This is a genomic window from Haloarchaeobius pelagicus, assembly GCF_051207375.1.
Lineage (GTDB): Archaea > Halobacteriota > Halobacteria > Halobacteriales > Natrialbaceae > Haloarchaeobius.
In genome coordinates this window covers 1570869-1593153 of sequence record NZ_JBPJZD010000001.1, presented here as the reverse complement: position 1 = coordinate 1593153, position 22285 = coordinate 1570869, and the positions used below count along the sequence as shown (strand labels likewise).

Sequence of the window (22285 nt, the reverse complement as noted above, 5' to 3'; positions counted from 1 at the left end):
CGGGTGATCTGACATGAGCGTCGTCGATTCGATGAAGGAGTCCGTCGCGGACGACAGCGTGGCCGTCGCCGGTATCGCGGTCGCAGCTGGCGCGGTGCTCCTGTTGCTCGCTCTCGGCGTGCTCAAGCTCCCGTACGTGCTTCGCACGCTCGCGTTCGGCGGTGCGTGGGTCCTGCTGACGATGGGCCTGAACGTGCAGTGGGGCTACACCGGCCTCATCAACTTCAGCGTCGCCGCCTTCTGGGGCGTCGGTGCCTACTCGGTAGCGTTGCTGACGTCGCCGAACTCGCCGCTGGGGCTCGAACTCCACCCGGTCTTCGGATTCCTCACCGCCATCGCGGTGAGCGCGTTCATCGCGGTCCTCATCGGCATCCCCACGCTCAAGCTGCGCGAGGACTACCTCGCCATCGCGAGCCTGGGGCTGGCGGAGGTCATCCGGCTCGTCATCCGGAACGAGGACCAGTGGACGGCGGGCAGCTCCGGTATCAGCCGCATCCCGCGGCTGTTCGAGGGGCTCCCGCTGACCCAGGAGGCGACCAATCTGGCCGTCGTCGCGGTGCTCATCGGTGCCGTCTACCTGCTGCTGCGGCGGATGCAGCGTTCGCCGTGGGGGCGGGTCCTCCGGACCATCCGGTCCGACGAGGACCTCGCGAAGGCACTGGGCAAGAACACGTTCAACCTGAAGATGCAGGCGTTCGTCCTCGGGAGCGTCATCATGGCGATCGCCGGGGCGTTCTACGTCCACCTGAACCTGTACATCGACCCGACGGACCTGGTCCCACTGACCACGTTCTACATCTGGGTCGCCGTCATCCTGGGCGGGACAGCGAGCAACCGTGGTTCCATCCTGGGTGGCATGACCATCATCGCCATCCTGGAGGGGACGCGGTTCTTCCCGTCCGTCGTCGAGTGGATGTCCGACACCCTGGGGCTTCCCGTGCTGTTGGACCTGTTCCAGGGCCTCGACGTCGCGTCGCTGCGCCTGCTGCTCGTGGGCCTGCTCATCATCATGGTCGTCCGCTACAAGCCGGCCGGCCTGCTTCCCCCGCGGTCGGAGCTCATCTGGCCCGGGGCGCAGCGTAGCGGGGCACGCCCGTCGAACGAGGGTGATTCCCAGTGAGCCTGGACGAACTCGACTACTCCGGTGCCGAGTTGAACAAGGACGACCCGGTCATGCGGACTGAGGGTCTGAAGAAGTCCTTCGGTGGCCTCACGGCGACCGACGACGTGACCCTGGAGGTCGAACGCGGCTCCATCACGGGTCTCATCGGCCCGAACGGGGCCGGGAAGTCGACCCTGTTCAACCTCGTGTCGGGGTTCTACGACCTCGACGACGGACAGGTGTTCGTCAACGACCAGGAGGTCACCGACGCGGCACCCTACGAGGTGTCGCGGGCGGGCCTCGTCCGGACGTTCCAGACCCCGAGACGGCTCGAAGGCATGACCGTGCGAGAAGCGATGCTGGTCGGACCACGCCCGCAGGTGGGCGAGTCCGTCATGTCGCTGTTCACCTCGCCGAACAAGGTCACCGAGGAGGAGTCGGCCAACATCGACCAGGCCATCGAACTGCTCGAACGGTTCGAGATCGACCACCTCATCGACCAGCCCTCGACGGAACTCTCGGGCGGCCAGCTGAAGCTGGTCGAGCTGGCGCGTGCCATCACGACCGACCCGGACGTGCTGTTGCTCGACGAGCCGGTCGCCGGCGTCAACCCGACGCTGGCGAACGACATCAAGCGGTTCGTCAAGGAGCTCAACGAGGAGGGCCAGACGTTCTGTATCATCGAGCACGACATGCCGTTCATCATGGACCTCGCGGACCCCATCATCGTCCTCGACCAGGGCCGTGTCCTCATGGAGGGCACACCTGACGAGGTCCGGAACGACCCGCGTGTCATCGAGGCGTACCTCGGAGGTGGCGAATGACGCAGCGCGCACTCGACGTCCAGGACGTCGACTCCGGGTACGGCGAGGCACAGGTCCTCTACGACCTGTCCTTGCACGTCAACGAGGACGAGATCGTCTGTATCATCGGCCCGAACGGGGCCGGGAAGTCGACCGTGCTGAAGACCGTCTTCGGCCTGCTCGACCCGTGGAAGGGCCAGGTCATGGTCGGCGACCGGGACATCACCCACACCGCCCCCGAGGACCTCGTCCGCGAGGGCGTCGGCTACGTCCCGCAGGTCGAGAACGTGTTCGGCTCGCTCACCATCGACGAGAACCTGCGCATGGGTGGCGTCGCGAAAGAGAGCGGGCTGGAGTCGACCATCGACAGCCTGTACGAGCGCTTCCCCATCCTCGACGAGAAGCGACAGGCGAAGGCACGGACGCTCTCGGGCGGCCAGCGACAGGTGCTGGCGCTCGCCCGGGCACTCGTGATGGAGCCAGAGGTGTTGCTCATCGACGAGCCGAGCGCCGGGCTCGCACCGAACATCGTGCAGGACGTCTTCCAGAACGTCAAGAAGGTCAACGAACTCGGGACCTCGATCCTGATGGTCGAGCAGAACGCCAAGGAAGGACTCGGTATCTCCGACCGCGGCTACGTCCTCGACCAGGGGTCGGTCGAGTTCGAGGACCGCGCCGGCGACCTGCTCGACAATCCCGAAGTGTCGCGACTCTATCTCGGTGGGTGAATGCGGTCGGGGCTGCGCGGACTCGCGTTCGCGCTCGCCCCGCTCACCGCCGCCGCCCTCTGGGGCGGCATGTTCGTCGTCAGCGAGTGGAGTTTCGACAGTCTCCCACCGCTGACGCTCGCATTCTTTCGGGTCGCACTCGGTGCGGCCGTGTTGCTTCCGGTGGTCAGGTTCCGTGGCGAGCGACTGCCACGCTCGGAGTGGCGCACCGTCGCCGGCCTCGCCGGCTGGGTGTCCCTCACGATGGCGGCGCAGTTCGTCGGGACCGACCTGACCAACGCGAGCCAGGGCTCGCTGGTCACCATCCTGACGCCGGTCGCGACCGTCGCACTCGGTGCACTCGTCCTCGGCGAGACCGTCTCGCGCCGACGAACCACCGGCGTCGCCATCGCGGTGGTTGGAACGGTCGTCGTCCTCGCCGGGCAGTACGACCTGTCGTCGCTCGCGGGCGGGAGCCTCCTCGGTATCGTGGGACTGGTCGTGGCGAGCGTCGCCTGGGCGGCCTACACCGTCTACGGGACGCCACTGGTCCGCGAGTACTCGGCGCTGGCGACGACCGCCTACTCGGTGGCCGCGTCGGTCCCCATGATGGCGGTGCTCGCCGCCGGTGAACTCGCCGTGGTCGGTCTTCCGGCGCTTCCGGGCCTCGGCGTCCTCGCGGCCGTCGGCTACCTCGGTATCGCGGCCACGGCGGCCGCGTGGTACCTGTGGTACCGCGGCATCGAGACGGTGGACGCCGGCACCGTCGCGGTGTTCTTCTTCGCCCAGCCGGTCGTGGGGACCGTGCTGGGCGTGCTCTTGCTCGACGAGTCGGTCGGCCCGGAGTTCCTCGCGGGTGGGACCGTGATGGCCGTGGGTATCTGGGTCGTCAGCACGGAATCCGACTGAAACGCGATTTTCACCCTCGACAAAGCACTTACCGGTCAGACAGTACTCTGACAGTATGGCCCGAACCCGACGTGCCCTCCTCACCGGCCTCGCCGGAGCAAGCACCGCCGCCCTGGCTGGTTGTCTCGACGGCTCGCTCGGCAGTCGCACCGACACGACCGTCGCGACGACGACCGGCACAGAGACCACCACTTCGTCCGCGACCCGGACCAGCTATCCCGACACCGAGGTCGAGTTCCCCGAGGGGCCCAGATCCCGGCCCGAGCGCCCCGACGAGTGGACCCGCGAGACGGCCCGCGAGTTCGTCCACGAGCACGAGCACGACCTGGCGTACAACCAGCTCTGGTACAGCGAGTACTCCGAGGTGGAACTCTCCTGTGAGGTCCACTCGGTCGAGCAGGTCGGCGAGGGGTACGAGGTCCTCGTCAGCTGTACCGGCTACTCGAACACCGGGGGCGAGACCAACGGCACCCAGACCGCGACCGAGGTCCACGCCGACTGGTTCACCCAGTGGTTCGTCTACTACGTGGACGACGACACCATCATCCGCCGGCGCGCGACGGAGGACGAGAGAGACGGCGCGTAGGTGTGCGGCTCGTGGGCGACGCCCAGAGTAACAGTCATCCGGCACGCGCACGTTATCCACTAGCATGGACTACCGGCACGCCACCGTCGACGACATCGAGTCGATACAGCGAGTCGCCGAACGCTCGTGGGAACAGGACTATCCGGACATCATCAGCCGGGAGAGCATCCTCGACGGCGTCCACGAGTGGTACGGTGACGACCGCCTGCGGGAGGACATCGCGGCCGCCGATACGATGGTGCTCGTCGCGCTCGCAGAGGGGGACCTCGCCGGGTTCGCACACGGGGTCCTCGCCGACGACACGGGGACGCTGATGCGCGTGTACGTCGACCCCGACCACCGCGGTGACGGCATCGGGCGCGCGCTCGTCGAGTTCGCGACGGACGACTTCGCCACCAGAGGGGCCGACCGCGTCGAGGCGATGGTGCTCACCGACAACGAACCGGGGAACGAGTTCTACCGGAGCCTCGGCTTCGAGCAGGTCCAGCGGGCGACCACGACCATCGGCGGCGAGAGCTACGAGGAGAACATCTACCTGAAACTGGTGTAGTTCAGCGCGACGGCGACGGCGATGCCGACAGCAGCAGCCGCCACGACCGACTCGACCGTTCCAAGCGACTGCGACGCGACGAGGTAGGTGACCGCCGCCAGCAGCCCGACGGCCAGGTCCGCCCACCCCCGACTCTCCGCCTCGTCCGTGCTCTCCTCACCGGTGTTCGGTTCACCAGACATACCTGCCGTTGGGGGTGAACCAGCATATCTCTGAGCCTTCGTTCCGCCGAGCCATCAATTCGCTAAACCTTCACTACGAGCGTCGTGACAGTTGATTTCGGTGAAATAGCTCTCTGAGCTAGCCGAAAGGCTTCATATACAGGTGTCGTCGCACCAGGTATGCGAACGAACCGCCGAAACTTCCTCCGTGCCCTCGGTACCGCCGCCATCGCGGGTGCCGCGGGCTGCCTGACAGAAGCGACGACCGTCCCCGACGACTCTCCCGGCGGGTCCGACCCCCAGGACCTCTCGTTCGAGACCCACAGCTACCGGGCGAACGACCTCGTCGTCGTGGACGGCATCGGGCCGGACTCGGTCGGCGAGCGCTACGCGACCGTGCTGACCGACGAGACCGCCGCCAAGGAGTTCGTCTCGGGTGCACTCGACGACGCGACCCGTGCCTTCATCGACGGGACGGACCTCGCCTCCGAGGACCTGCTCGTCGTCCAGACGTACCTCGACAGCATCTCGACCGAGTTCACCCTGGATTCGGTCCAGCGGGCGGGGACGGAACTGCGCGTAAGCGCGACCGTCGACGAGGCCGAGATGGGCGCACAGGCGATCACCTACGAGACGGTGCTGGCCCGCGTCGAATCCGGGTCGTCGACCCCCGAACAGGTCTCGCTCAGCGTCGGCGGTGGCTCGCCGGCGACCTTCGCGGTCGAGTCACCCGAGCCGGTCGAACACGGCTCGATGCACCTCCATCACACCGACGCACTCTACCAGGACGGCCTGACCGTCTCCGACGGGTCGGGGCCGCAGTTCCGCGTGCGGACGCTGACCTCGGCGGACGCCTTCACGCTCGACGGGCAGGCCGAGGACGCCGCGTTCGTCGAGAACACCGACTTCTCGACGCAGGCCATCCTCGCGCTGGAGAAGCAGGTCCCGAGCCCCTGTGAGTCGCTGGCTGCAGAGGGCGTCGAACAGGGTCGCCGGCTCCGGCTCCGGGCTGCCGTCGAGGAGACGGACGCGATGTGCACCCAGCAGGTGCAACTGTCGACGCTGCTGGTTCGCGTGCCGGCCGAGGCCACGACGGGCCGGAAGGTCGCCGCCGTCGTCACCGGGACCGACGGGAGCGAGCGGGCCGTGCTGGCCGGGCAGTAAGCTGTTTCTCGGGGGAGTTACGACATGTGCGCGGTCACGTCGGTCGAGGAGATCATCCCGACGTAGTCGTCGTCGACGACCGGCAGGTGCTTGATGCCGTAGGTGGTCATCATCGCGGCGACCTCCTCCATGTAGAGGTCGGGAGAGGCGGTCTCGACGTCTCGCGTCATCACATCAGACACCTTCAATTCCGTCACGTCCTGGCCGTTTGCGACGGCGTCGAGGATGTCCGTGCTGCTGATGATGGCCCGCGGGTTGGTCTGGACGACGAGCGCGCTGATGTCCAGCTCGCGCATCCGCTGGGTGGCTTCCATCACGGTCGCGTCCTTCGATATCGTCTCCAGCGGCGTGGACATCACGTCTTCGACGGTCGGTCTATCGGTTGAGCTCATGGAGAGACAATCGGACGCACTACCCAAGGCAGTTTCCCCGCCAGCAGCATTCGCGAGCTACAGGTCGAGCGAGCCATCGACCACCTGCTCGGCGAGCAGGGCCATGTGCTCGATGTGGGGCTCCCAGGCGGAGTTGACGCCGGCTTCGACGCGGTGGCGATGGAGGTCCTCCCACACCGTCACCAGCATGAACGGGGCGAGAGCTCGGTAGAACCGCTGGTTCTCGAACGCGTGCCCAGTCCGGTCTTCGTACCGGGCGACCAGGTCCCGCCGGGTCGGACTGCCCGGCTTCGCGGTGAATGGACTGAGCCCGTTCTCGGTCACGTCCCGCAGGTGCGCTATCGCGTCGTGGTCGGGGTAGCGTGCTTCGATGCCGTCGAGCGACGGGGTCGGGTCGCCCGCGTCCCGCCAGCGCAGCAGGAGGTAGCCGAGTTCGACCAGTGGGTCCCCGAGCATCGCGGTCTCCCAGTCGAGGACGCCGGTGATGCTTGGCTCGTCGGTGCCCGAGAAGAGGACGTTCCGGGGTCTGAAGTCGCCGTGAACCAGTGTCGTCTCGCCAGTGTCGGGGGCGTGGTCGTGGAGCCACGCCGCCACGTCCCAGATGCCCGGAATCTCGTGGCCAGTCGCCGCCGTCGCCGCTTCGAGGTGGCGGATGCAGCGGTCGACCTGCTCGCGTGGGCGCAGGTGGGCACACACGCCCTCGAAGGGGGCCGTGTCGACCGCGTGAATCTCGGCGAGCGTGTCTATCAGGACCTCACCGACGCGGCCGCGTGCCGAGGGGTGCTGGAATCGCCCCGGCAGGTCCGCCCCCAACGGGACCGGGTCGCCGTCAAGCGCCGTCAGCACGAGGAACGAGTCGCCGAGTATCGCGTCGTCCTCACAGAACAGGACCGGGCCCGGGGCGGGAATCGGCGTGTCGCGAAGTCGTTCCATGACCTCGTACTCCGTCCGAACGTCGTTCATGTAGTCTGTCTCGCGCAACTTGTTCGGCCGGCGGACGATGTATCGGTCTCGCCCGGTCTCGACTGCGATGACGAGGTTGAGCCCGTCGGCGAGGACCTCGGTACTGGTGACGGTGGTGTCGAGTTCGCCCGCGAGGAACGTTTCGAGTGCCGTCGTGTCGAGGGAGGTGGTGGAGTCGGTCATAGCGGTACCTCTCGGGGACTCACTGACTCCCGAGCCGGGCCGCGAAGAACGTCCACGGGGAGTCGTCGTCTGCGTCGTCTGGTTCGTCCTCCACGTCTGGACCCTCGTCGTCGCTGTGGGTTCGCCGGTCCCATTCGAGTGCAGTCGGCGCGCCCCACACCGCCTCGACGTCGAACCCGGCGGCCACGAGCTGGCGACGTGTCGTCGCCGCGCCGGCCATGTTCCACTGCATCTCGACGCCCTCGTCGAGCCAGTCCGGGTTCCGCCCGTTCCACGCCTCGGCCGCCTCACAGACGAGCGCCCGACCGCCGGGCCGGAGCACCCGGGCGAACTCGTCGAGGACGGCCTGGTGGTCGTCCTCGGGAACGTGGATGAGCGACCAGAACGCGACCACGGCTTCGAAGCTGTCGTCCGGGAACGGGAGGGTCGTCATGTCGCCCTGCAGCAGTCCTGCGCCGGGCGCGTTCTCCCGGGCGAGTCGTAACTGCCCGCCGGAGATGTCGAGTCCCACCGCGTCCGATGCCTCGGTGAGCCGACGGAGAACCGGCCGGCCACTCCCGCAACCGGCGTCGAGGACGCGAGCGGGGTCCTCGACCGAGTCGAGGAACGATTCGAGGATGGCCATCCCACGACCGGCGTCGTCTCGCTCCTCGTCGTGGACCACAGCGACCTCGTCGTACCCCTGCCGGACGGCGTCCTTCTTAACCATTGAGATGACGTTCCGACGGGTGGTGGTTCAAAGTTTGGGGAGTATGAGACCGACTGACAGGGTTCTCGACCCCCGACCCGGTGGCCGACACGGACGCTATCTTACCTTCGTCCCACAGTTCTTTCTCGTCTCGGCGAGACGGTCGAGATAGTCATGTCCCTCTGGCGCGACCCCACCAGGCGACGGTGGCTGGCTTGGTTCACACTCGCCGCAGCCTTCATGCTCGTCAACTTCCACCGGGTCTCGACGGGCGTGCTCGCCGACGACCTGACCCAGGTGTTCGACACCAGCGCCGCGGAACTGGGGCTGCTCCACGCCTCGTTCTTCTACATCTACGCGCCGATGCAACTCGTGGCCGGGATGCTCGCCGACCAGACCGGGACCCGGCGCGTGGCGACCATCGGCTCGCTCGTCATGGCCCTCGGCGTGTTCGGGTTCGCGGTGAGCGACACCTACCTGGCCGGGTTCGCCAGCCGGGCGCTCATCGGTGTCGGGGCCAGCGTCATCTACATCGCCACCCTGCGGTTCTGCGCGAACTGGTTCGAGACGGGCGAGTTCGCGACGGTGGCCGGGATGACGCTCTCGGCCTCCGCGGTCGGGGGCATCATCGCGACCACCCCATTGGCCCTGTTCGTCGCGGAGTACGGCTGGCGCTCGGCGTTCCTCACCGTCGGTGCGGTCGGGCTCGTCGGGACCCTTGCAATCTACGTCGCGGTCCGTGACGACCCCGTGGACGCCGGGATGGACCCCATCGAGGGCGCGGCCGACCCACCCGACATCACGCCCCGTGAGACCGTCCAGAACGCGAAACTCGTCCTCTCCGAGCGCGAGACGTGGGTCCTCGGTGGGATGCTCTTCTTCGTCATCGGGACGAACTTCACCGTCATGGGCCTCTGGGGGATTCCCTACCTCGTCCAGGCCTACGGCCTCTCGGTCTCGGAGGCGTCCGTGTTCACCCTGCTCGGGAACACCGGGCTCGTGGTCGGGTCGCCCGTGATGGGCTGGCTCTCGGACTGGCTCGGCCGCCGGACCGAGCTCATCGTCGTCGCCGCGGTCGTCTACACCCTCGCCTACGGGGTCATCGCGGCTCTCGGGACGCCCCCGCTCGTGGTCGTCGGCGCTGCGTTCTTCATCATGATGTTCCTCCTCGGGGGCTTCACGCTCGCCTACACCGTCGTCCGGGAGCGGTTCGACGGCGCAGTCAGCGGGACCGCAACGGGCGCGGTCAACGCCCTCGGATTCTTCGGGGGCGCGGTGTTCCCGGCCATCCTCGGTGCGGCGCTCGACGCCTTCTGGACCGGCGAGCTAGTCGCTGGCTCCCGGGTCTACTCGCTGTTCGGCTACCGCGTCGCGTTCGGTATCGCGACGCTGAACGGGCTCATCGCGCTGGCCTGTGCGGTGTGGCTCCACCAGCGGGAATCCACTGAGCCGGAGAAAAGCGAGGCGGTCGCGGCCGGGTCGCAGTAGCTGTTTTTGGCGACTCAGTAGTCGATGCGGGTGATCTCGTCGACGGGCCACTGGCTCAGCACTTCGACGCCGTTCTCGCGGACGACGACCATCTCCTCGACGCGGACGCCCTGGCGGTCGGCGGGTTCCATCGTCTCGACGGCCATGGTCATACCCTCCTCGATCTCGATGGGGTGGTCGGGCGAGAGACCGCGCCAGATGAGCGGGACCTCGTAGAGCTGGAGACCCAGCCCGTGCGCCCAGTGGTTGGTGGTCATCTGCCAGTGGTCGGTCGCGCCGTACCAGTCGGCGTGCTCGCCCTCCATGTCCGGGAAGCCCTTGCAGATCTCGTCGGTGGTCGCGCCCGGCTCGATGCGGTCGAGCACGTCGTAGAGGTTGTCGCGGGCGATCTCGTAGGCGTCCTTCTGGGCCTGCGTCGGTTCGCCCATGGAGAAGGTCCGGTAGTAGCACGAACGGTAGCCGAGGTAGCCGATGTTGTACATGTCGGCGTAGACGATGTCGCCGGGGCGGATCATCCGGTCCGTGGTGTTGGCCTGGTGCTTCGGCCACGTGTTCGGGCCGGAAGTCAGGTAGCCACCGCCGACGAACGCGCCGTGACGCCAGAGTTCCTTCGTCACATCGCCCCAGACCTCGGACTCGCGCTTGCCCGGTCGGGCGTTCTCGACGACCTGCTGGAAGCCTGCCTCACAGATGGCAGCGACCTGCCGCAGGCACTCGATCTCGTCCTTGGTCTTGACCTTCCGGGCGTCGTGCATCAGGTCGACGCACTCCTTGGTCTTGACCTCCACGTCGTTGTTCTCGAACGCGGAGATGAGACCTTGATTCCCGACGTCGAGTCCCATCGGCTCCTTGTGGACGCCGTACTCCTCCATCGCCTCGTAGACGAGGTCGGCCATCTTCTGCTTCAGGAAGCTCCGGGCAGAGTCCGAGCCGGACGCCCGCGGGACGTTCCCGAGACCCGGACACGCATACCGGATGTCGTGGAGCCACGGACAGTTGAACCGCTGGTTGCTCGCGTGGTCGGCCGTGTCCCAGTGGACGATGTCACCCTCCTCCGTGAGCAGGGTGTAGTGGTCCGCGCCGGAGCCGCCGGTCATGGCGAGTCCAGTCACGTACCGGATGTTCGGGTCCGAGACCAGCAGCATCGAGCCGAGGTCGGAGTCTTCCAGGCGGGCGAGCGCCTTCGCGTACCGTTCTTCACGCAGTCGCTTCACGTCGATGCGCTCTTCCCAGTCGACCGCCTGGGTGCCCCGCGTCCCTTCCATGAAGGTTCGGTCGTACATACACAGGACTACCCGGGTAATCCATATCAAACTACGGTGACAGACCCCCACACGGCGACGAGGTGTATGAACACTCACCAAAGATTTATGATACGTTTGGGAGTATTCTGGCCCGAGATGAAACGAGTGCTCTCCAGCGTGGGAATCGGTTCCGCCAACGTCGACACCATCTTCCCGAAGACCTCCCTCACACCGGGGGAGACCGTCGAAGCCACCGTCGAGGTCGAGGGTGGGTCGGCCGAGCAGGAGATCGAGAACATGTACTTCGCGCTGATGACGCGCTACCGGACCGAGGACGGGTACTCACAGGCCGTCATCGACAAGTTCCAGGTCGGCCAGAACTTCACCATCGGCGAGGGCGAACGCCGCGAGGAGACCGTCGACATCACGGTCCCCTACGGCACCCCACTGACGATGGGCAACGTCAAGGTGTGGCTGAAGACCGGCCTCGACATCGACTGGGCGGTCGACCCCAAGGACACCGACCACATCGAGGTCCGCCCCGACGAGCGCATGCAGGCGCTGTTCGACGCGGTCGAGGCGCTCGGGTTCAGCTTCTACAGCGCGGAGGTCGAGAAGGCCCCGTTCGGTCGCACACAGCCCTACGCCCAGGAGTTCGAGTTCAAACCCCAGAGCGGCGAGTTCCGCGGTAAGCTCGACGAGCTGGAGGTCATCTGTGTGCCCGGCCAGGACTCGGTGACGGTCATGCTCGAGATCGACCGACGCGGCGGGGTGCTCTCGGAGTGGGCCGATACCGACGAGTCGAAGGCGAGGTTCACGTTCAGCGAGCCCGACCGCGACAGTATCCGCGACCAGCTGGAGACCATCGTCCGCCAGCACGCCTGAACGGACGACCACTCACCGGAACCCGTTTCTTCCAGACGACAGAACGGTTAACTTCCCGCCAGTATATTTTCCGCCCAATGCGACGCGTACTCTCTAGCGTGGGCATCGGTGCAGCCACGGTCGATACGGTCCTCCCGCGGAACGAACTGACACCGGGGGAGGCACTCACTGTCGACGTGGAGATCGAGGGCGGCGACGCCGACCAGCAGGTAGACGGCATCTACTTCGCGTTCGTCACGCAGTACTGGTCCGGGACCAGCCACGACACCGCGGTCATCGACTCGGTCACGGTCGCCGAGGACTTCACCATCGAGGCGGGCTCGCGCCGGACAATCGAGGTCGACGTGACCGTCCCGCAGGCGACGCCGGTGACCGTCGGGAGCACGAACGTCTGGCTGAAGACCGGCCTCGACATCGACTGGGCCATCGACCCGACCGACAGGGACACCATCAGGGTCGAACCGGACGCACTGCGCCAGGCCTTCTTCGACGCCGCCGAGTCGCTCGGCTACGTCTTCGACGAGGCCGACTGCAAGGCGACCCACGCTGTCGACCCCGCCCGCCCGTTCGTCCAGGAGTTCGACTTCGTTTCCGAGTGGGGACCGTACGTGGAGTCGGGCGACCTCGAAGCCGTGTTCGTCCCGACGGCCGACGGCCTCACGGCGGTCGTGCAGGTCGAACCCGAGGGTGGCGTCGACGACTTCGAGGAGTTCGCCGACCAGTCGAGCGAGTTCACCATCACCGACCCCGACGCGCCCAGCGTCGAGGACACCCTCGACGACGTGCTCTCCGACCACACCTGACCGCATCGCTACCGATACCGGCCGGCACTGTACGCACCTGAAGGGATAAGGGGCGTCCGGCCGTGGTGTGTCCCGATGACACACGACACGCCGATTCGAGTGGACCACGTCGGCCTCGCCGTCGAGTCCGTCGCCGACGCCGAACCCGTCTTGCTCGCACTCGGCTGCGAGAAGCTCTCCGACGAGACCGTCGAGGACCGCTTTCGCTGGGTGTACTACCGGCTGGGCGACGCCTCCCGCATCGAACTCATCGAACCCATCGAGGAGAACTCGTTTCTGACCGACTTCCTGGAGTCGAACGGCCCCGGCCTCCACCACGTTACGCTCGAGGTCGCGGACATCGACGCCGTCATCGAGGCGCTCGAAGCCGCCGATGCCGACCTGCGGGTGGTCGACCGCGCCGAGTTCGACACCTGGACCGAGGCGTTCGTCTCCCCGCGGAACCCGACCGGGACGCTCTTCCAGCTCATGGAGTACCACGACGACTACGCGGAGAACCGGCTGCCCCCCGAGGAACTGTTCGTGAACGGTGGGCGCGTCGAGGAGGTGCAGGCATGAGCGAGATACCGGACGAGACCCGCGAGCGCATCGAATCGGACCCGTACTGTGCCATGCTCGGCATCGAACTCGTCGACCTCGGCGAGGGGACGGCGACGATGGAACTCACCGTGACCGAGGACATGGTGAACTTCCACGGGACGCCCCACGGCGGCGCTATCTACTCGCTGGCGGACGCCACCTTCGCCGCCGCCTCAAACTCCCACGGGACGACGGCTGTCGCCCTGGAGACGAACATGTCCTATCTCGACGCGGTCGAGGTGGGAACCACGCTCCGCGCCGAGGCCGAGGAGAGCCACATGGCCGGGCGGACCGCCGAGTACCAGATAGATATCACGGCCGACGGCGAGGACCGCGTCGCGACCTTCCGCGGTCGCGTCTACCGGTTCATCGACTGAGTTCGTCCGTTCAGTCCCAGCCGTAGCGGCTGGCGACGATTTCCCGCCCTCGCAGGCCGAGTTCGTATCGTTCCCGCAGGTCCGCGAGGGGCGTCCACGTCGCATTGGTGCGGAGGTCGTTGTAGTACGAATCCCCGAGCGGTGCCTCCGGGTCGAACACGCGGAGTGCGGCCGACTGGATGTCGAGGTCACGGTGGTCGCCGCCGGCGTCCTCGCCCGCTTCCAGCGCGTCGATCAGTCGCTTCGCGAGTCGTTCGCTGCGGTCGCTGTGCTCGTAGGAGTCGGCCATCGCGTCGAGGACCGCCCCCGATTCGAGCAGGTTCCCCGCGACGGAGTAGGTCTCGCCGACCCGGTGCCCGCTCCAGTCGTTACACGCTTCGCCAGTGTAGGTCGTCGGGCCGTTCCGGTCTACCCCGTGAATCTGGCGGTTCTCGGGGTCTACCTCGGGACTGAGGACGGTCCGGATCACGTCGTCGAGATGGTAGTCCTCCGCGAGCAGTTCGATGATTCGCGGACCGAGCGCGCCAGTGACGTGGCCCTGTATCGCGACAGCCCCGTCCTGGGAGACGAACGGCGAGAGGTCGCCGATGCCGGGCATCCGCGTCGTGACCGCAACGCCGAAGCGGTCGTGGTCGCCGCAGGACTCTCTGACGCAGATGCTGAAGGTCACGTAAGAGACCCTTCGCTACGCGGTGAAGTAGATGGAGCATGCCAGGGCATGCTGCCGGGAAAAACGGGCTCGCGAGGAGTTTACTCCTCGCGGTGTCCTCGTGAACGCAGTGAACGAGGGCTCGTGAGGACGTCAGTCCTCACGGTGTCCGCACGAACGCAGTGAGTGCGGGCTTGGGAAGAAGTTATTCTTCCCTGTGGTCGAAGACGCGCTTGACCTTGCCGACCTCGGTGCGCTCGATGACGCCCGGGCCGACGACCTCGATCTCGTCGGGCTTCACGTCGAGGACGTCCTTGAGCTTGCTCTCGATGTCCGCTTCGAGCTCCTCGTGCGTGCCATTGTAGTCCTCGTGGTACTCGACGGTGAGCTCCAGGGTGTCGAGGTTGCCCTTGCGGTAGAGGTCGATGCGGTAGTACGGCGCGACGTCCTCCATGTCGAGCATGACCTCCTCGATCTGGCTCGGGTAGACGTTGACGCCACGGATGATGAGCAGGTCGTCCGAGCGACCGGTGATGTTGTCCATCCGGACCATCGTCCGGCCACAGTCGCAGGTGTCGTAGTTCAGCCGGGTCATGTCGCCGGTGCGGTAGCGAATCATGGGCAGGGCCTGCTTCGTGAGCGAGGTGATGACCAGTTCACCCTCCTCGCCTTCCTCGACTGGTTCGCCCGTCTCGGGGTCGAGGACTTCGGGGTAGAAGTGGTCCTCCCAGAGGTGCAGGCCGTCCTGGGCCTCGGCGCACTCGATGGAGACGCCCGGGCCGATGATCTCGGAGAGGCCGTACACGTCGACCGCGGTCACGCCGAGGGCTTCCTCGATCTCCTCGCGCATGGGGTCGGTGAACGGTTCGGCCCCGATGACGACCCGCGAGAGGGGCAGGTCGCGGAGGTCCATCCCGCGTTCCTCGGCCTGCTCGGCGAGGTAGAGGCAGTACGACGGCGTGCAACAGAGCACGTCCGACTCGAGGTCCTGCAGCATGTCGAGCTGCCGGGCCGTGTTGCCACCGCCGGTCGGGATGACCGAGGCACCGAGTTCCTGGATACCGTCGTGGAAGCCGAGACCGCCCGTGAACAGCCCGTAGCCGTAGGCGTTCTGGACCATCATGCCCGGGTCGACGCCGCCCGCCTTCAGCGAGCGCGCCATGACCTCGCGCCAGACGCCGAGGTCGTCCTCGGTGTAGCCGACGATCTTCGGCTTGCCCGTGGTGCCCGAGGAGGCGTGGATGCGTCGCAGCTCGCTCCGGTCGACCGCGAACAGGTCGGTCGGGTAGTTGTCGCGGATGTCCTCCTTCGTGGTGAAGGGGAGCTTCGTGATGTCCTCGAGCGTCTCGATGTCCTCGGGCGTGATGCCCGCCTCCTCGAACTGCTCGCGGTACCACGGCACGTTCTCGTAGACGTGCTCGACGGTCTCGCGAAGGCGTTCGTTCTGCACTGCTGTGACTTCCTCTCGTGATGCGGTTTCGATGTCGTTGTAGACCATGTTTTAAATCAGTGTTTCGTGTCTGTAAATCACTTCAGGTGCCGACAGGCGGCCCCCTCAGATGCTCACCCCGAGGTGCCTGTCGCGCACGGATTCGTTCTCGTCCAGTTCCGCCGGGGTGCCCTCGTAGACGATCTCGCCCTTGTCGAGGATGAACACCCGGTCGGCGAGCTTGCTCGCCACCGCGACGTTCTGCTCGACGAGCAGGACCGAGATGCCTTCCTCGTTGAGTTCGGTCACGAGGTCGGCGACGCGCTCGACGATGATGGGGGCAAGCCCCTCGGTCGGTTCGTCGAGCAGCAGCAGGTCCGCGCCGGCGACCATCGCCCGGGCGATGGAGAGCATCTGTTGCTCCCCGCCGGAGAGGTCGGCACCGCGGCTGTTCTTGCGTTCGCGGAGGTTCTCGAAGGCGTCGAGCTCCCAGATGTCCTCGACGGAGCGACGGTGTGAGGTGTCGCTGCCGCCGAAGTTGCCCATCCGGAGGTTCTCCGTGACGGTCAGTCCCGGGAACACGCGACGCTCCTCCGGAACGAATCCGATGCCTTTCCGGGCCACGTCCTCCGAGGAGGCACCCGTGATGTCCTCACCCTGGTAGTGGATGGACCCCTTGACCGGGTCGACGACGCCGACGACGCTTCGCAGTGTCGTCGTCTTGCCGACGCCGTTGCGACCGACCAGCGAGACGACCTCGCCCTCTTCGACGTCAAGCGTGACGCCGGAGAGGACCTCCGTCTCACCGTAGCCACCGTGGACGTTCTCGAGTTCGAGGAGGCTCACAGCACACCACCACCGAGGTAGGCCTGCTGGACCTCGTCGTTCGCGGCGACCGCCTCCGGCACGCCGGTCGCGAGTTCCGAGCCGCGGTTGAGGACGGTGATTCGGTCCGATGCGTTCATGACGAGTTCGATGTCGTGTTCGATGAGCAACACGGTTCTGTCGGCGAGGACGTCGCTGATGAGTTCCATCGTCGCGCGGGTCTCCTCGGCGCTCATGCCCGCGGTTGGCTCGTCGAGCATGACGAGGTCGGGGTCGGTCGCCAGCACGAGACCGATCTCCAGTCGGCGACGGTCACCGTACGCGAGCGTCGACGCGCGCTCGTCGCCACGGCCATCGAGGCCGATGCGACCGAGCACGTCGTCGGTCCGCTCGTTCAGGTCGCCGAAGGAGTCCTTGTTGCCGAAGAAGTTCTCCACGACCGAGCGTTCGCGGAGGGTGGCCTGTGCGGCCAGGCGGACGTTCTCTCGCACCGTGAGTCCGCCGAAGACGTTCGTTATCTGGAACGACCGCCCGATTCCCTTGCGGACGCGCTGGTTCGGCGGGAGCTGGGAGACGTCCTCGCCCTGGAACAGTATCGACCCCTCACTCGGGAGCAGTGCGCCCGAGATGAGGTTGAACAGGGTGGTCTTCCCGGCCCCGTTCGGGCCGATGATGCTCCGGAACTCGCCCGCCTGGACCTCCAGCGTGAGGTCGTCGGTCGCGACGAGTTCGCCGAACCGGCGGGTCAGGTTCTTCGTCTCGAGCACAGGGGCGCCCGAGTCGAACGATTTCGTCTCCTGTTCGCTGGTCGCCATCAGTCACTCACCTCCGTGGATTCCGCGTCGGGAGAACCGCCTTCACCGCCCGAGGACATCGCCTGCTGCCGTTGCTTGAGCAGCGACGGCACCGAGACGAGTCCGCGCGGGACGAAGACGACGAACAGGACGAACACGACGCCGAGGACGCCCTGCCAGTAGTCGATTCCCTGTTCGAGCAGCAGTTCCTCCAGCGAGATGAACCCGGCAGCCCCGATCATCGGGCCGTAGAGGGTCCCCATCCCGCCCAGCAGGGTCATGACGATGACCTCGCCGGAGAGGAGCCAGTCGAGGAAGCCGGGGGACGCCCGACCCAGGGTCTGGACCGCACGCAGTCCACCGGCGAGGCCGCCGAGCGCGCCACTGACGACGAACGCCCGGCGCTTGTACGCGGTCGTGTCGTAGCCGAGGAACGACGCACGCTGTTCGGACTCGCGGATGGCCTGCAGGACGCTCCCGAAGGGGGCGTCGATGAGCCGCCGCGCGACGAAGTACGAACCGACGACCAGCGCGAGGATGACGTAGTAGTTCAGGGTGATCTCACCGAGCAGTGAGACGCCACCGAACTCCGGGCCGGAGGTCAGGCCGTAGTACAGCGCCTCGGCCCCGATACCGTCCTCCCCGTTGGTCAGGGGCGGGACGGTCGGGAGGCCGATGGACGCGAGGAACGGGTTGAACTCCGCGCGCAGGCCCGGCATCTTCACGGCGAGACTGGCGAACAGTTCCGCGAACGCCAGCGTAATCATCGAGAAGTACACGCCGGAGACCCGGATGGACAGGTACCCGACCAGCCAGGCGATGAGCCCCGCGACCACGATGCCGGCCAGCAGCGCCAGCCAGAACGACGGGATCAGGTACAGCGCGAACAGGACCGTCGCGTACGCGCCGACCCCGTAGAACAGCACGTGGCCGAGCGACACCAGTCCGGTGTAGCCCATGACGAGGTCGAGACTGAGCGCGAACAGCGCCCAGATGAGGATATCCACGAGGAAGGTGTTCACGAAGAACGACCCCCACACGACGCCGATACCGAGTGGTGCGAGCGCGAGCAAGCCCACGAGTCCGAAGCCGAGGTACTTGCGTTGCTCTGGTGTCAGCACGCCACCGCCGGCACCGGTGAGGAGTTCACCCCCGGATTCGCTGGGGTCGTGCCATTCCGGGCTGCCGAACAGTCCCTGCGGACGGACCAGCAAGACGCCGATCATCAGCAGGAAGACGACCAGCCCCTCGAGGAACGGTAGCTGCCAGCGCACCAGCGTCTGGACGACGCCGACGAGCAGGCCACCCGCGACCGCGCCGCGGAAGCTACCGAGTCCACCGAGCACGACGACGATGAACGCCGGGATGATGACCGAACCACCCATCCCGGGACCGACCGGCTGCCGGCCGGCGAGGACGACCCCGCCGACGGCGGCCAGGAAGGCACCGAACGCGAACACGAGCGTGTAGTAGCGGTCGATGTCGATGCCGAGGTGACGGACCATGCCGCGGTCCATCGACCCGGCACGGACGACGAGCCCGAACCGCGTCTTCTCGAGGATGAGCCACGTGCCGGCCGCGACGAGCGTGCCGGCGGCGATGACGAAGTAGCTGTAGAGCGTGTTCGTCGCACCGAGTATCGTCACGGGACCCGCCAGCGAGCCGGTGTCGAGCGGACTCAGTGGCTGTGGCCCCCAGATGAACTCGATGGCATCGACGAAGATGAGCACCAGTCCGAACGTCAACAGGATGTGGTACAGCGGGTTCCGGCCGTACAGCGGGCGGATGGTCAGCCGCTCCATCGCCCCACCCAGGACGGCGACCGCGAGCGGTGCGACGAGCAACGCGACCCAGAAGTTGCCGATACCGGCCGTCGAGAGGGCGACTGCGAGGTACGCGCCCAGGGCTAACAGCTCCCCGTGCGCGAAGTTGATGACGTCCATCACGCCGAAGATGATCGACAGGCCGGCGGCGAGGAGGACGTACACCATCCCGACGGTCAGCCCGTTGACGAGCTGTTCGAGGATGGCTGCACCTGAGACCAGTGGTAGTGCGGACATCTTAGAGCGAGCAGTCGGTTTCGTCGCAGGGTATCATCGCGTCGGGACCCTCGACCTTCTTCAGCAGTTCGACGTCAGCCATCTCGCCCGACTCCGGTTTGACACACTTGCCCATCCAGGTCGGGTTGAGTGCCTGGTGGTCACACGCCCGGAACTGGTTCGGGCCGAGGATGCTGTCCATCTCCAGCCCGGCGAGCGCGTCGATGACGTCGTCGACGTTGGTCGACCCGGCCTCTTTGACGCCTTCGGCGGTCATCATGATGGACTGGTAGCCGACGCGGGCGAAGTTGTCCGGCATCGCGTCGTACTCGCTCTGGTAGGCCTCGACGAAGGAGTTGTTCTGCGGGTTGTCGATGCCCGGGATGTAGCGCACACCACCGTAGAGCCCGTACGCCTTGGAGCCGAGCGCGCCGCGCACGACCTGGAAGGTCATCGTCGGTGCCATGATGTCGACCTCCTCGGTGAGACCGCTGTCGACGGCCTGGCTCACGAACGTGATGAGGTCGCCACCGGTCATACCGACGACGACGACCTCCGCGTCGGAGTTGCTTATCTGGCTGATGTAGGAGTCGAAGTTGCTCGCCCCGAGTTCGGACGCCGAGGTGCCGACCACGTTGAGGTTCGCGTCGGCCTCCTCCATCCGCATCCGGACGCGGTTCTGGACGGAGGTCCCGTACGCGTAGTCCGCGATGTGGAACCAGACGTTCGTCCCGAGGTTCTTCACCGTGTAATCGGAGACGGCCTCGGCGATCTGCGCCGTGTTCGTCTCCGCACGGAAGACGTACTTGTTACACCCACTGCCAGTGACGGGCACCGCGGCCCCACCCGGGTTGTAGATTACCTGTTCTTCAGCGGCGAGTTCGTTCAGCGCGAGTGCGACAGAACTGGAGATAGCACCCATGAGGAAGTTCGCACCGTCCTGCTCGACGGCGCGGCGGGCCTCCTGCACGGAGGCCGTGTCTTCGGTCTTCCCGTCCTTGTAGACACCCTCTATCTCGAAGTCGAAGTCGTCCGACTCCTGGAGTGTCTTGATGGCGAGCTTCGCGCCGTTTCGCTGCCCGGGCGCGAGCCCGCTGTACGGCCCGGACATCGGGCTCACGACACCGTAGGTCAGTGTATCACTGGTGCCCCCCGATCCGCCGATGTTCCCGAGACACCCTGCCACACTCAGTGCGCTTCCACCCGCTGCGAGCTTCAGGAAAGCCCGCCGAGAACCGATAGAATTAGCTTTGTTTCCGGACGAACCGTCGCGGTCAATGTTTCCCCGTGCCATGGATGATTCATTATTAAAAATAGGGTAAAGCAGTTCGCCCACGCATAGACTGGGTTTATCAGTACGTGGCGTTTCGCATCAATTCCCTGCAACGCTTGCGTCTTGCGAAAACACCTAATAGAAGGCTTGCAGTTTCCGTTCGACAGACCGAGACGTCGGCGGGCGCGCGCTTCGATCCAGGTGGTCTCAGTGGCACGGTCGTTCCCGGGTTCCACCGACGTGCCAGCGGGTGACGCATCGGGTTTTATGCCCGGACGAGGCGACGTTCTTCACGTATGTTCAAACACATCGCGCTGCTGGTCAGACAGGACGAGATGACCCACGAGGAGTTCGTCGACTACTGGCAGAACAACCACACGCCCATCGCGAGAGACATCGAGGGCGTGGTTCGCTACCAGACAGTACTCCCCACAGACCCGGAGAACGCCGAGTTCGACGGACTGGCCGAACTCTACTTCGAGACGCTGGACGACCTCCACGAGGCGCTCGGCAGCGAGGGCTCGCGGGACTACGACCCGACCCGAGAGGTCGCCGCGAAGGCTCGCGAGGACGTCAACAACTTCCTCGACATCGAGCGCCGTCCGCGATTTATCGGCGAGGAGAAGGTCTGGAAGGACGAGGTAGACGGCGACACAGACGGCCTCTACAAGCACTCCGCCTTCCTCGTCCGCAAGGACGGCATGACCCACGAGGAGTTCCGCGACTACTGGGAGAACAACCACTCGCCCCTCGCCAAGGACATCGAAGGCGTCGTCCGCTACCAGACGGTGTACCCGACGGACCCGGAGAACGCCGAGTTCGATGGCGTCGCCGAGCTCTACTTCGAGACGCTGGACGACCTCCACGAGGCACTCGGGAGCGAGGGGTCCAGAGACTACGACCCCACCCGTGAGGTCGCCGCGAAGGCCCGCGCGGACGTCGACAACTTCCTCGCCGTCGAGAAGCGCCCGCGGTTCATCGGCCAGGAACGACTCGTCAAGAACGACCTCGGCGACGTCGAGGGGTACTAGATGGCCGACCCGGACTACGCCGCCCAGGTCCGGGAGGCGTACCCCGAACTCGACCGTATCGATGACGATGACCTACGAGAGCAGGTCGTCGAGGCCTGGGTTCTCGGGCTGGACCGCGGCGGCTGGCAGGACATCGAAGACATCCCGTACGCCTGGAACATCCACGAGGTGACGAACGTCGAGCACGTTCGCGGGGTGACGAAGATCGCCATCGAGTCCGCCGAGATCCAGCGCGACTTCCACGGCGCTGACCCCGACCTCGACACGATTGTGGCGGCGTGCCTGCTCCACGACGTGGGAAAGTGCTACGAGTACGTCGACTTCGTGGACGCCGAACTGCTGGACGAGCCGGACCGCGAGCACTACGCCAGCGAAGAGATTCCCCACTCTATCTCGGGGTACGCCCTCGCCCACGAGGTCGGCGTCCCGCTCTCGGTCCAGCGGGCCATCCCGCACTTCCTCGGCGAGGTGCCCAAACGGACGCTCGAGGCAGAACTCGTCAAGAGCGCGAACTCGGCCTCCTCGAACGCCATCACCCAGTCCGCGATGGGCATCACGCTCAAGGAGTGGGTCGCACAGTACAGCCAGACGCAGGAGTAGCGCCGCTGCGCTGCGTTCTTCGCCCGTGAGAACCGACGTTCGTCCCAGTTACTCTGTTACT

Annotated in this window: 25 protein-coding genes; 14 read left to right on the top strand and 11 right to left on the bottom strand. The window is 66.2% G+C overall.

What is annotated here, in order from left to right; translation table 11 throughout:
* The first annotated feature begins 13 nt into the window (after nt 1–13).
* The 6 genes from ACSC1S_RS08380 (at nt 14) to ACSC1S_RS08355 (ending at nt 4657) form a co-directional block, all read left to right on the top strand.
* Nucleotides 14–1120: a branched-chain amino acid ABC transporter permease gene (locus ACSC1S_RS08380; protein WP_435363920.1), complete on the top strand. Its 1107-nt coding sequence runs from the start codon at nt 14–16 to the stop codon at nt 1118–1120.
* 53 nt (nt 1121–1173) lie between these two features.
* Entirely contained in the window at nt 1174–1926 is a 753-nt protein-coding gene (locus ACSC1S_RS08375; RefSeq protein ID WP_435364597.1) for an ABC transporter ATP-binding protein, read from the top strand.
* Nucleotides 1923–2633 carry an ABC transporter ATP-binding protein gene (locus ACSC1S_RS08370; protein WP_435363919.1) on the top strand — a complete coding sequence of 237 codons (711 nt, stop codon included), beginning with the start codon at nt 1923–1925 and terminating at the stop codon, nt 2631–2633. The genes ACSC1S_RS08375 and ACSC1S_RS08370 overlap by 4 nt, the downstream gene beginning before the upstream one ends.
* Nucleotides 2634–3521 carry a DMT family transporter gene (locus ACSC1S_RS08365; protein WP_435363918.1) on the top strand — a complete coding sequence of 296 codons (888 nt, stop codon included), beginning with the start codon at nt 2634–2636 and terminating at the stop codon, nt 3519–3521.
* A gap of 55 nt (nt 3522–3576) precedes the next feature.
* Entirely contained in the window at nt 3577–4107 is a 531-nt protein-coding gene (locus ACSC1S_RS08360) for a hypothetical protein (protein ID WP_435363917.1), read from the top strand.
* A gap of 64 nt (nt 4108–4171) precedes the next feature.
* Nucleotides 4172–4657, top strand: a complete 486-nt coding sequence (locus ACSC1S_RS08355) for a GNAT family N-acetyltransferase (protein ID WP_435363916.1) — start codon at nt 4172–4174, stop codon at nt 4655–4657.
* On the opposite strand, the gene ACSC1S_RS08350 is transcribed toward ACSC1S_RS08355, so the two are convergent.
* Nucleotides 4639–4839 (bottom strand): hypothetical protein, encoded by a 201-nt coding sequence (locus ACSC1S_RS08350; protein ID WP_435318388.1) that lies wholly within the window; start codon nt 4837–4839, stop codon nt 4639–4641. The two genes, ACSC1S_RS08355 and ACSC1S_RS08350, sit on opposite strands and share 19 nt — an antisense overlap.
* 159 nt (nt 4840–4998) lie before the next feature.
* Here ACSC1S_RS08350 and ACSC1S_RS08345 point away from each other — a divergent pair, with 159 nt between their 5' ends.
* Nucleotides 4999–5982 (top strand): twin-arginine translocation signal domain-containing protein, encoded by a 984-nt coding sequence (locus ACSC1S_RS08345; protein ID WP_435363915.1) that lies wholly within the window; start codon nt 4999–5001, stop codon nt 5980–5982.
* A 17-nt stretch (nt 5983–5999) separates the two neighbouring features.
* On the opposite strand, the gene ACSC1S_RS08340 is transcribed toward ACSC1S_RS08345, so the two are convergent.
* The 3 genes from ACSC1S_RS08340 to ACSC1S_RS08330 are packed head-to-tail and all read right to left on the bottom strand — an operon-like array spanning nt 6000 to nt 8229.
* Complete coding sequence (locus ACSC1S_RS08340) at nt 6000–6374, bottom strand: CBS domain-containing protein (protein WP_435363914.1); 375 nt, start codon at nt 6372–6374, stop codon at nt 6000–6002.
* 57 nt (nt 6375–6431) lie between these two features.
* Nucleotides 6432–7520 carry a phosphotransferase family protein gene (locus tag ACSC1S_RS08335; RefSeq protein ID WP_435363913.1) on the bottom strand — a complete coding sequence of 363 codons (1089 nt, stop codon included), beginning with the start codon at nt 7518–7520 and terminating at the stop codon, nt 6432–6434.
* A gap of 19 nt (nt 7521–7539) precedes the next feature.
* On the bottom strand, nt 7540–8229 hold the full coding sequence (locus ACSC1S_RS08330) for a class I SAM-dependent methyltransferase (protein WP_435363912.1): 690 nt from the start codon (nt 8227–8229) through the stop codon (nt 7540–7542).
* A 153-nt stretch (nt 8230–8382) separates the two neighbouring features.
* On the opposite strand from ACSC1S_RS08330, the gene ACSC1S_RS08325 reads away from it, so the two are divergent.
* The gene (locus ACSC1S_RS08325; RefSeq protein WP_435363911.1) at nt 8383–9696 is read left to right on the top strand and encodes an MFS transporter; all 1314 of its coding nucleotides are present in this window, start codon (nt 8383–8385) and stop codon (nt 9694–9696) included.
* Nucleotides 9697–9710: 14 nt separating this feature from the next.
* On the opposite strand, the gene ACSC1S_RS08320 is transcribed toward ACSC1S_RS08325, so the two are convergent.
* The gene (locus ACSC1S_RS08320) at nt 9711–10979 is read right to left on the bottom strand and encodes a M24 family metallopeptidase (protein ID WP_435363910.1); all 1269 of its coding nucleotides are present in this window, start codon (nt 10977–10979) and stop codon (nt 9711–9713) included.
* Between the two features lie 117 nt (nt 10980–11096).
* On the opposite strand from ACSC1S_RS08320, the gene ACSC1S_RS08315 reads away from it, so the two are divergent.
* The 4 genes from ACSC1S_RS08315 (at nt 11097) to paaI (ending at nt 13584) form a co-directional block, all read left to right on the top strand.
* Nucleotides 11097–11825 carry a sporulation protein gene (locus ACSC1S_RS08315; protein WP_435363909.1) on the top strand — a complete coding sequence of 243 codons (729 nt, stop codon included), beginning with the start codon at nt 11097–11099 and terminating at the stop codon, nt 11823–11825.
* 77 nt (nt 11826–11902) lie between these two features.
* The gene (locus ACSC1S_RS08310; RefSeq protein ID WP_435363908.1) at nt 11903–12628 is read left to right on the top strand and encodes a sporulation protein; all 726 of its coding nucleotides are present in this window, start codon (nt 11903–11905) and stop codon (nt 12626–12628) included.
* A gap of 75 nt (nt 12629–12703) precedes the next feature.
* Entirely contained in the window at nt 12704–13186 is a 483-nt protein-coding gene (locus ACSC1S_RS08305; RefSeq protein WP_435318380.1) for a VOC family protein, read from the top strand.
* Nucleotides 13183–13584, top strand: a complete 402-nt coding sequence (paaI, locus tag ACSC1S_RS08300) for a hydroxyphenylacetyl-CoA thioesterase PaaI (RefSeq protein WP_435363907.1) — start codon at nt 13183–13185, stop codon at nt 13582–13584. Before ACSC1S_RS08305 ends, paaI begins: the two co-directional genes overlap by 4 nt.
* Nucleotides 13585–13594: 10 nt before the next feature.
* On the opposite strand, the gene ACSC1S_RS08295 is transcribed toward paaI, so the two are convergent.
* From ACSC1S_RS08295 to ACSC1S_RS08270, 6 genes are all read right to left on the bottom strand, one after another.
* Nucleotides 13595–14254 (bottom strand): DUF1028 domain-containing protein, encoded by a 660-nt coding sequence (locus tag ACSC1S_RS08295; protein WP_435363906.1) that lies wholly within the window; start codon nt 14252–14254, stop codon nt 13595–13597.
* Between the two features lie 184 nt (nt 14255–14438).
* Complete coding sequence (paaK, locus tag ACSC1S_RS08290; RefSeq protein WP_435363905.1) at nt 14439–15731, bottom strand: phenylacetate--CoA ligase PaaK; 1293 nt, start codon at nt 15729–15731, stop codon at nt 14439–14441.
* Between the two features lie 57 nt (nt 15732–15788).
* Nucleotides 15789–16508 (bottom strand): ABC transporter ATP-binding protein, encoded by a 720-nt coding sequence (locus ACSC1S_RS08285; protein ID WP_435363904.1) that lies wholly within the window; start codon nt 16506–16508, stop codon nt 15789–15791.
* Entirely contained in the window at nt 16505–17302 is a 798-nt protein-coding gene (locus ACSC1S_RS08280; RefSeq protein WP_435363903.1) for an ABC transporter ATP-binding protein, read from the bottom strand. The genes ACSC1S_RS08285 and ACSC1S_RS08280 overlap by 4 nt, the downstream gene beginning before the upstream one ends.
* A complete protein-coding gene (locus ACSC1S_RS08275; RefSeq protein WP_435363902.1) occupies nt 17302–19341 on the bottom strand; it encodes an ABC transporter permease in 2040 nt (679 codons plus the stop codon). Before ACSC1S_RS08275 ends, ACSC1S_RS08280 begins: the two co-directional genes overlap by 1 nt.
* Before the next feature lies 1 nt (nt 19342).
* The gene (locus ACSC1S_RS08270; protein WP_435364596.1) at nt 19343–20599 is read right to left on the bottom strand and encodes an ABC transporter substrate-binding protein; all 1257 of its coding nucleotides are present in this window, start codon (nt 20597–20599) and stop codon (nt 19343–19345) included.
* Between the two features lie 290 nt (nt 20600–20889).
* Between ACSC1S_RS08270 and ACSC1S_RS08265 the strand changes: the two genes are divergently transcribed.
* Nucleotides 20890–21624 carry an EthD domain-containing protein gene (locus ACSC1S_RS08265; protein ID WP_435363901.1) on the top strand — a complete coding sequence of 245 codons (735 nt, stop codon included), beginning with the start codon at nt 20890–20892 and terminating at the stop codon, nt 21622–21624.
* Entirely contained in the window at nt 21625–22224 is a 600-nt protein-coding gene (locus ACSC1S_RS08260) for an HD domain-containing protein (RefSeq protein ID WP_435363900.1), read from the top strand.
* Nucleotides 22225–22285 lie beyond the last annotated feature (61 nt).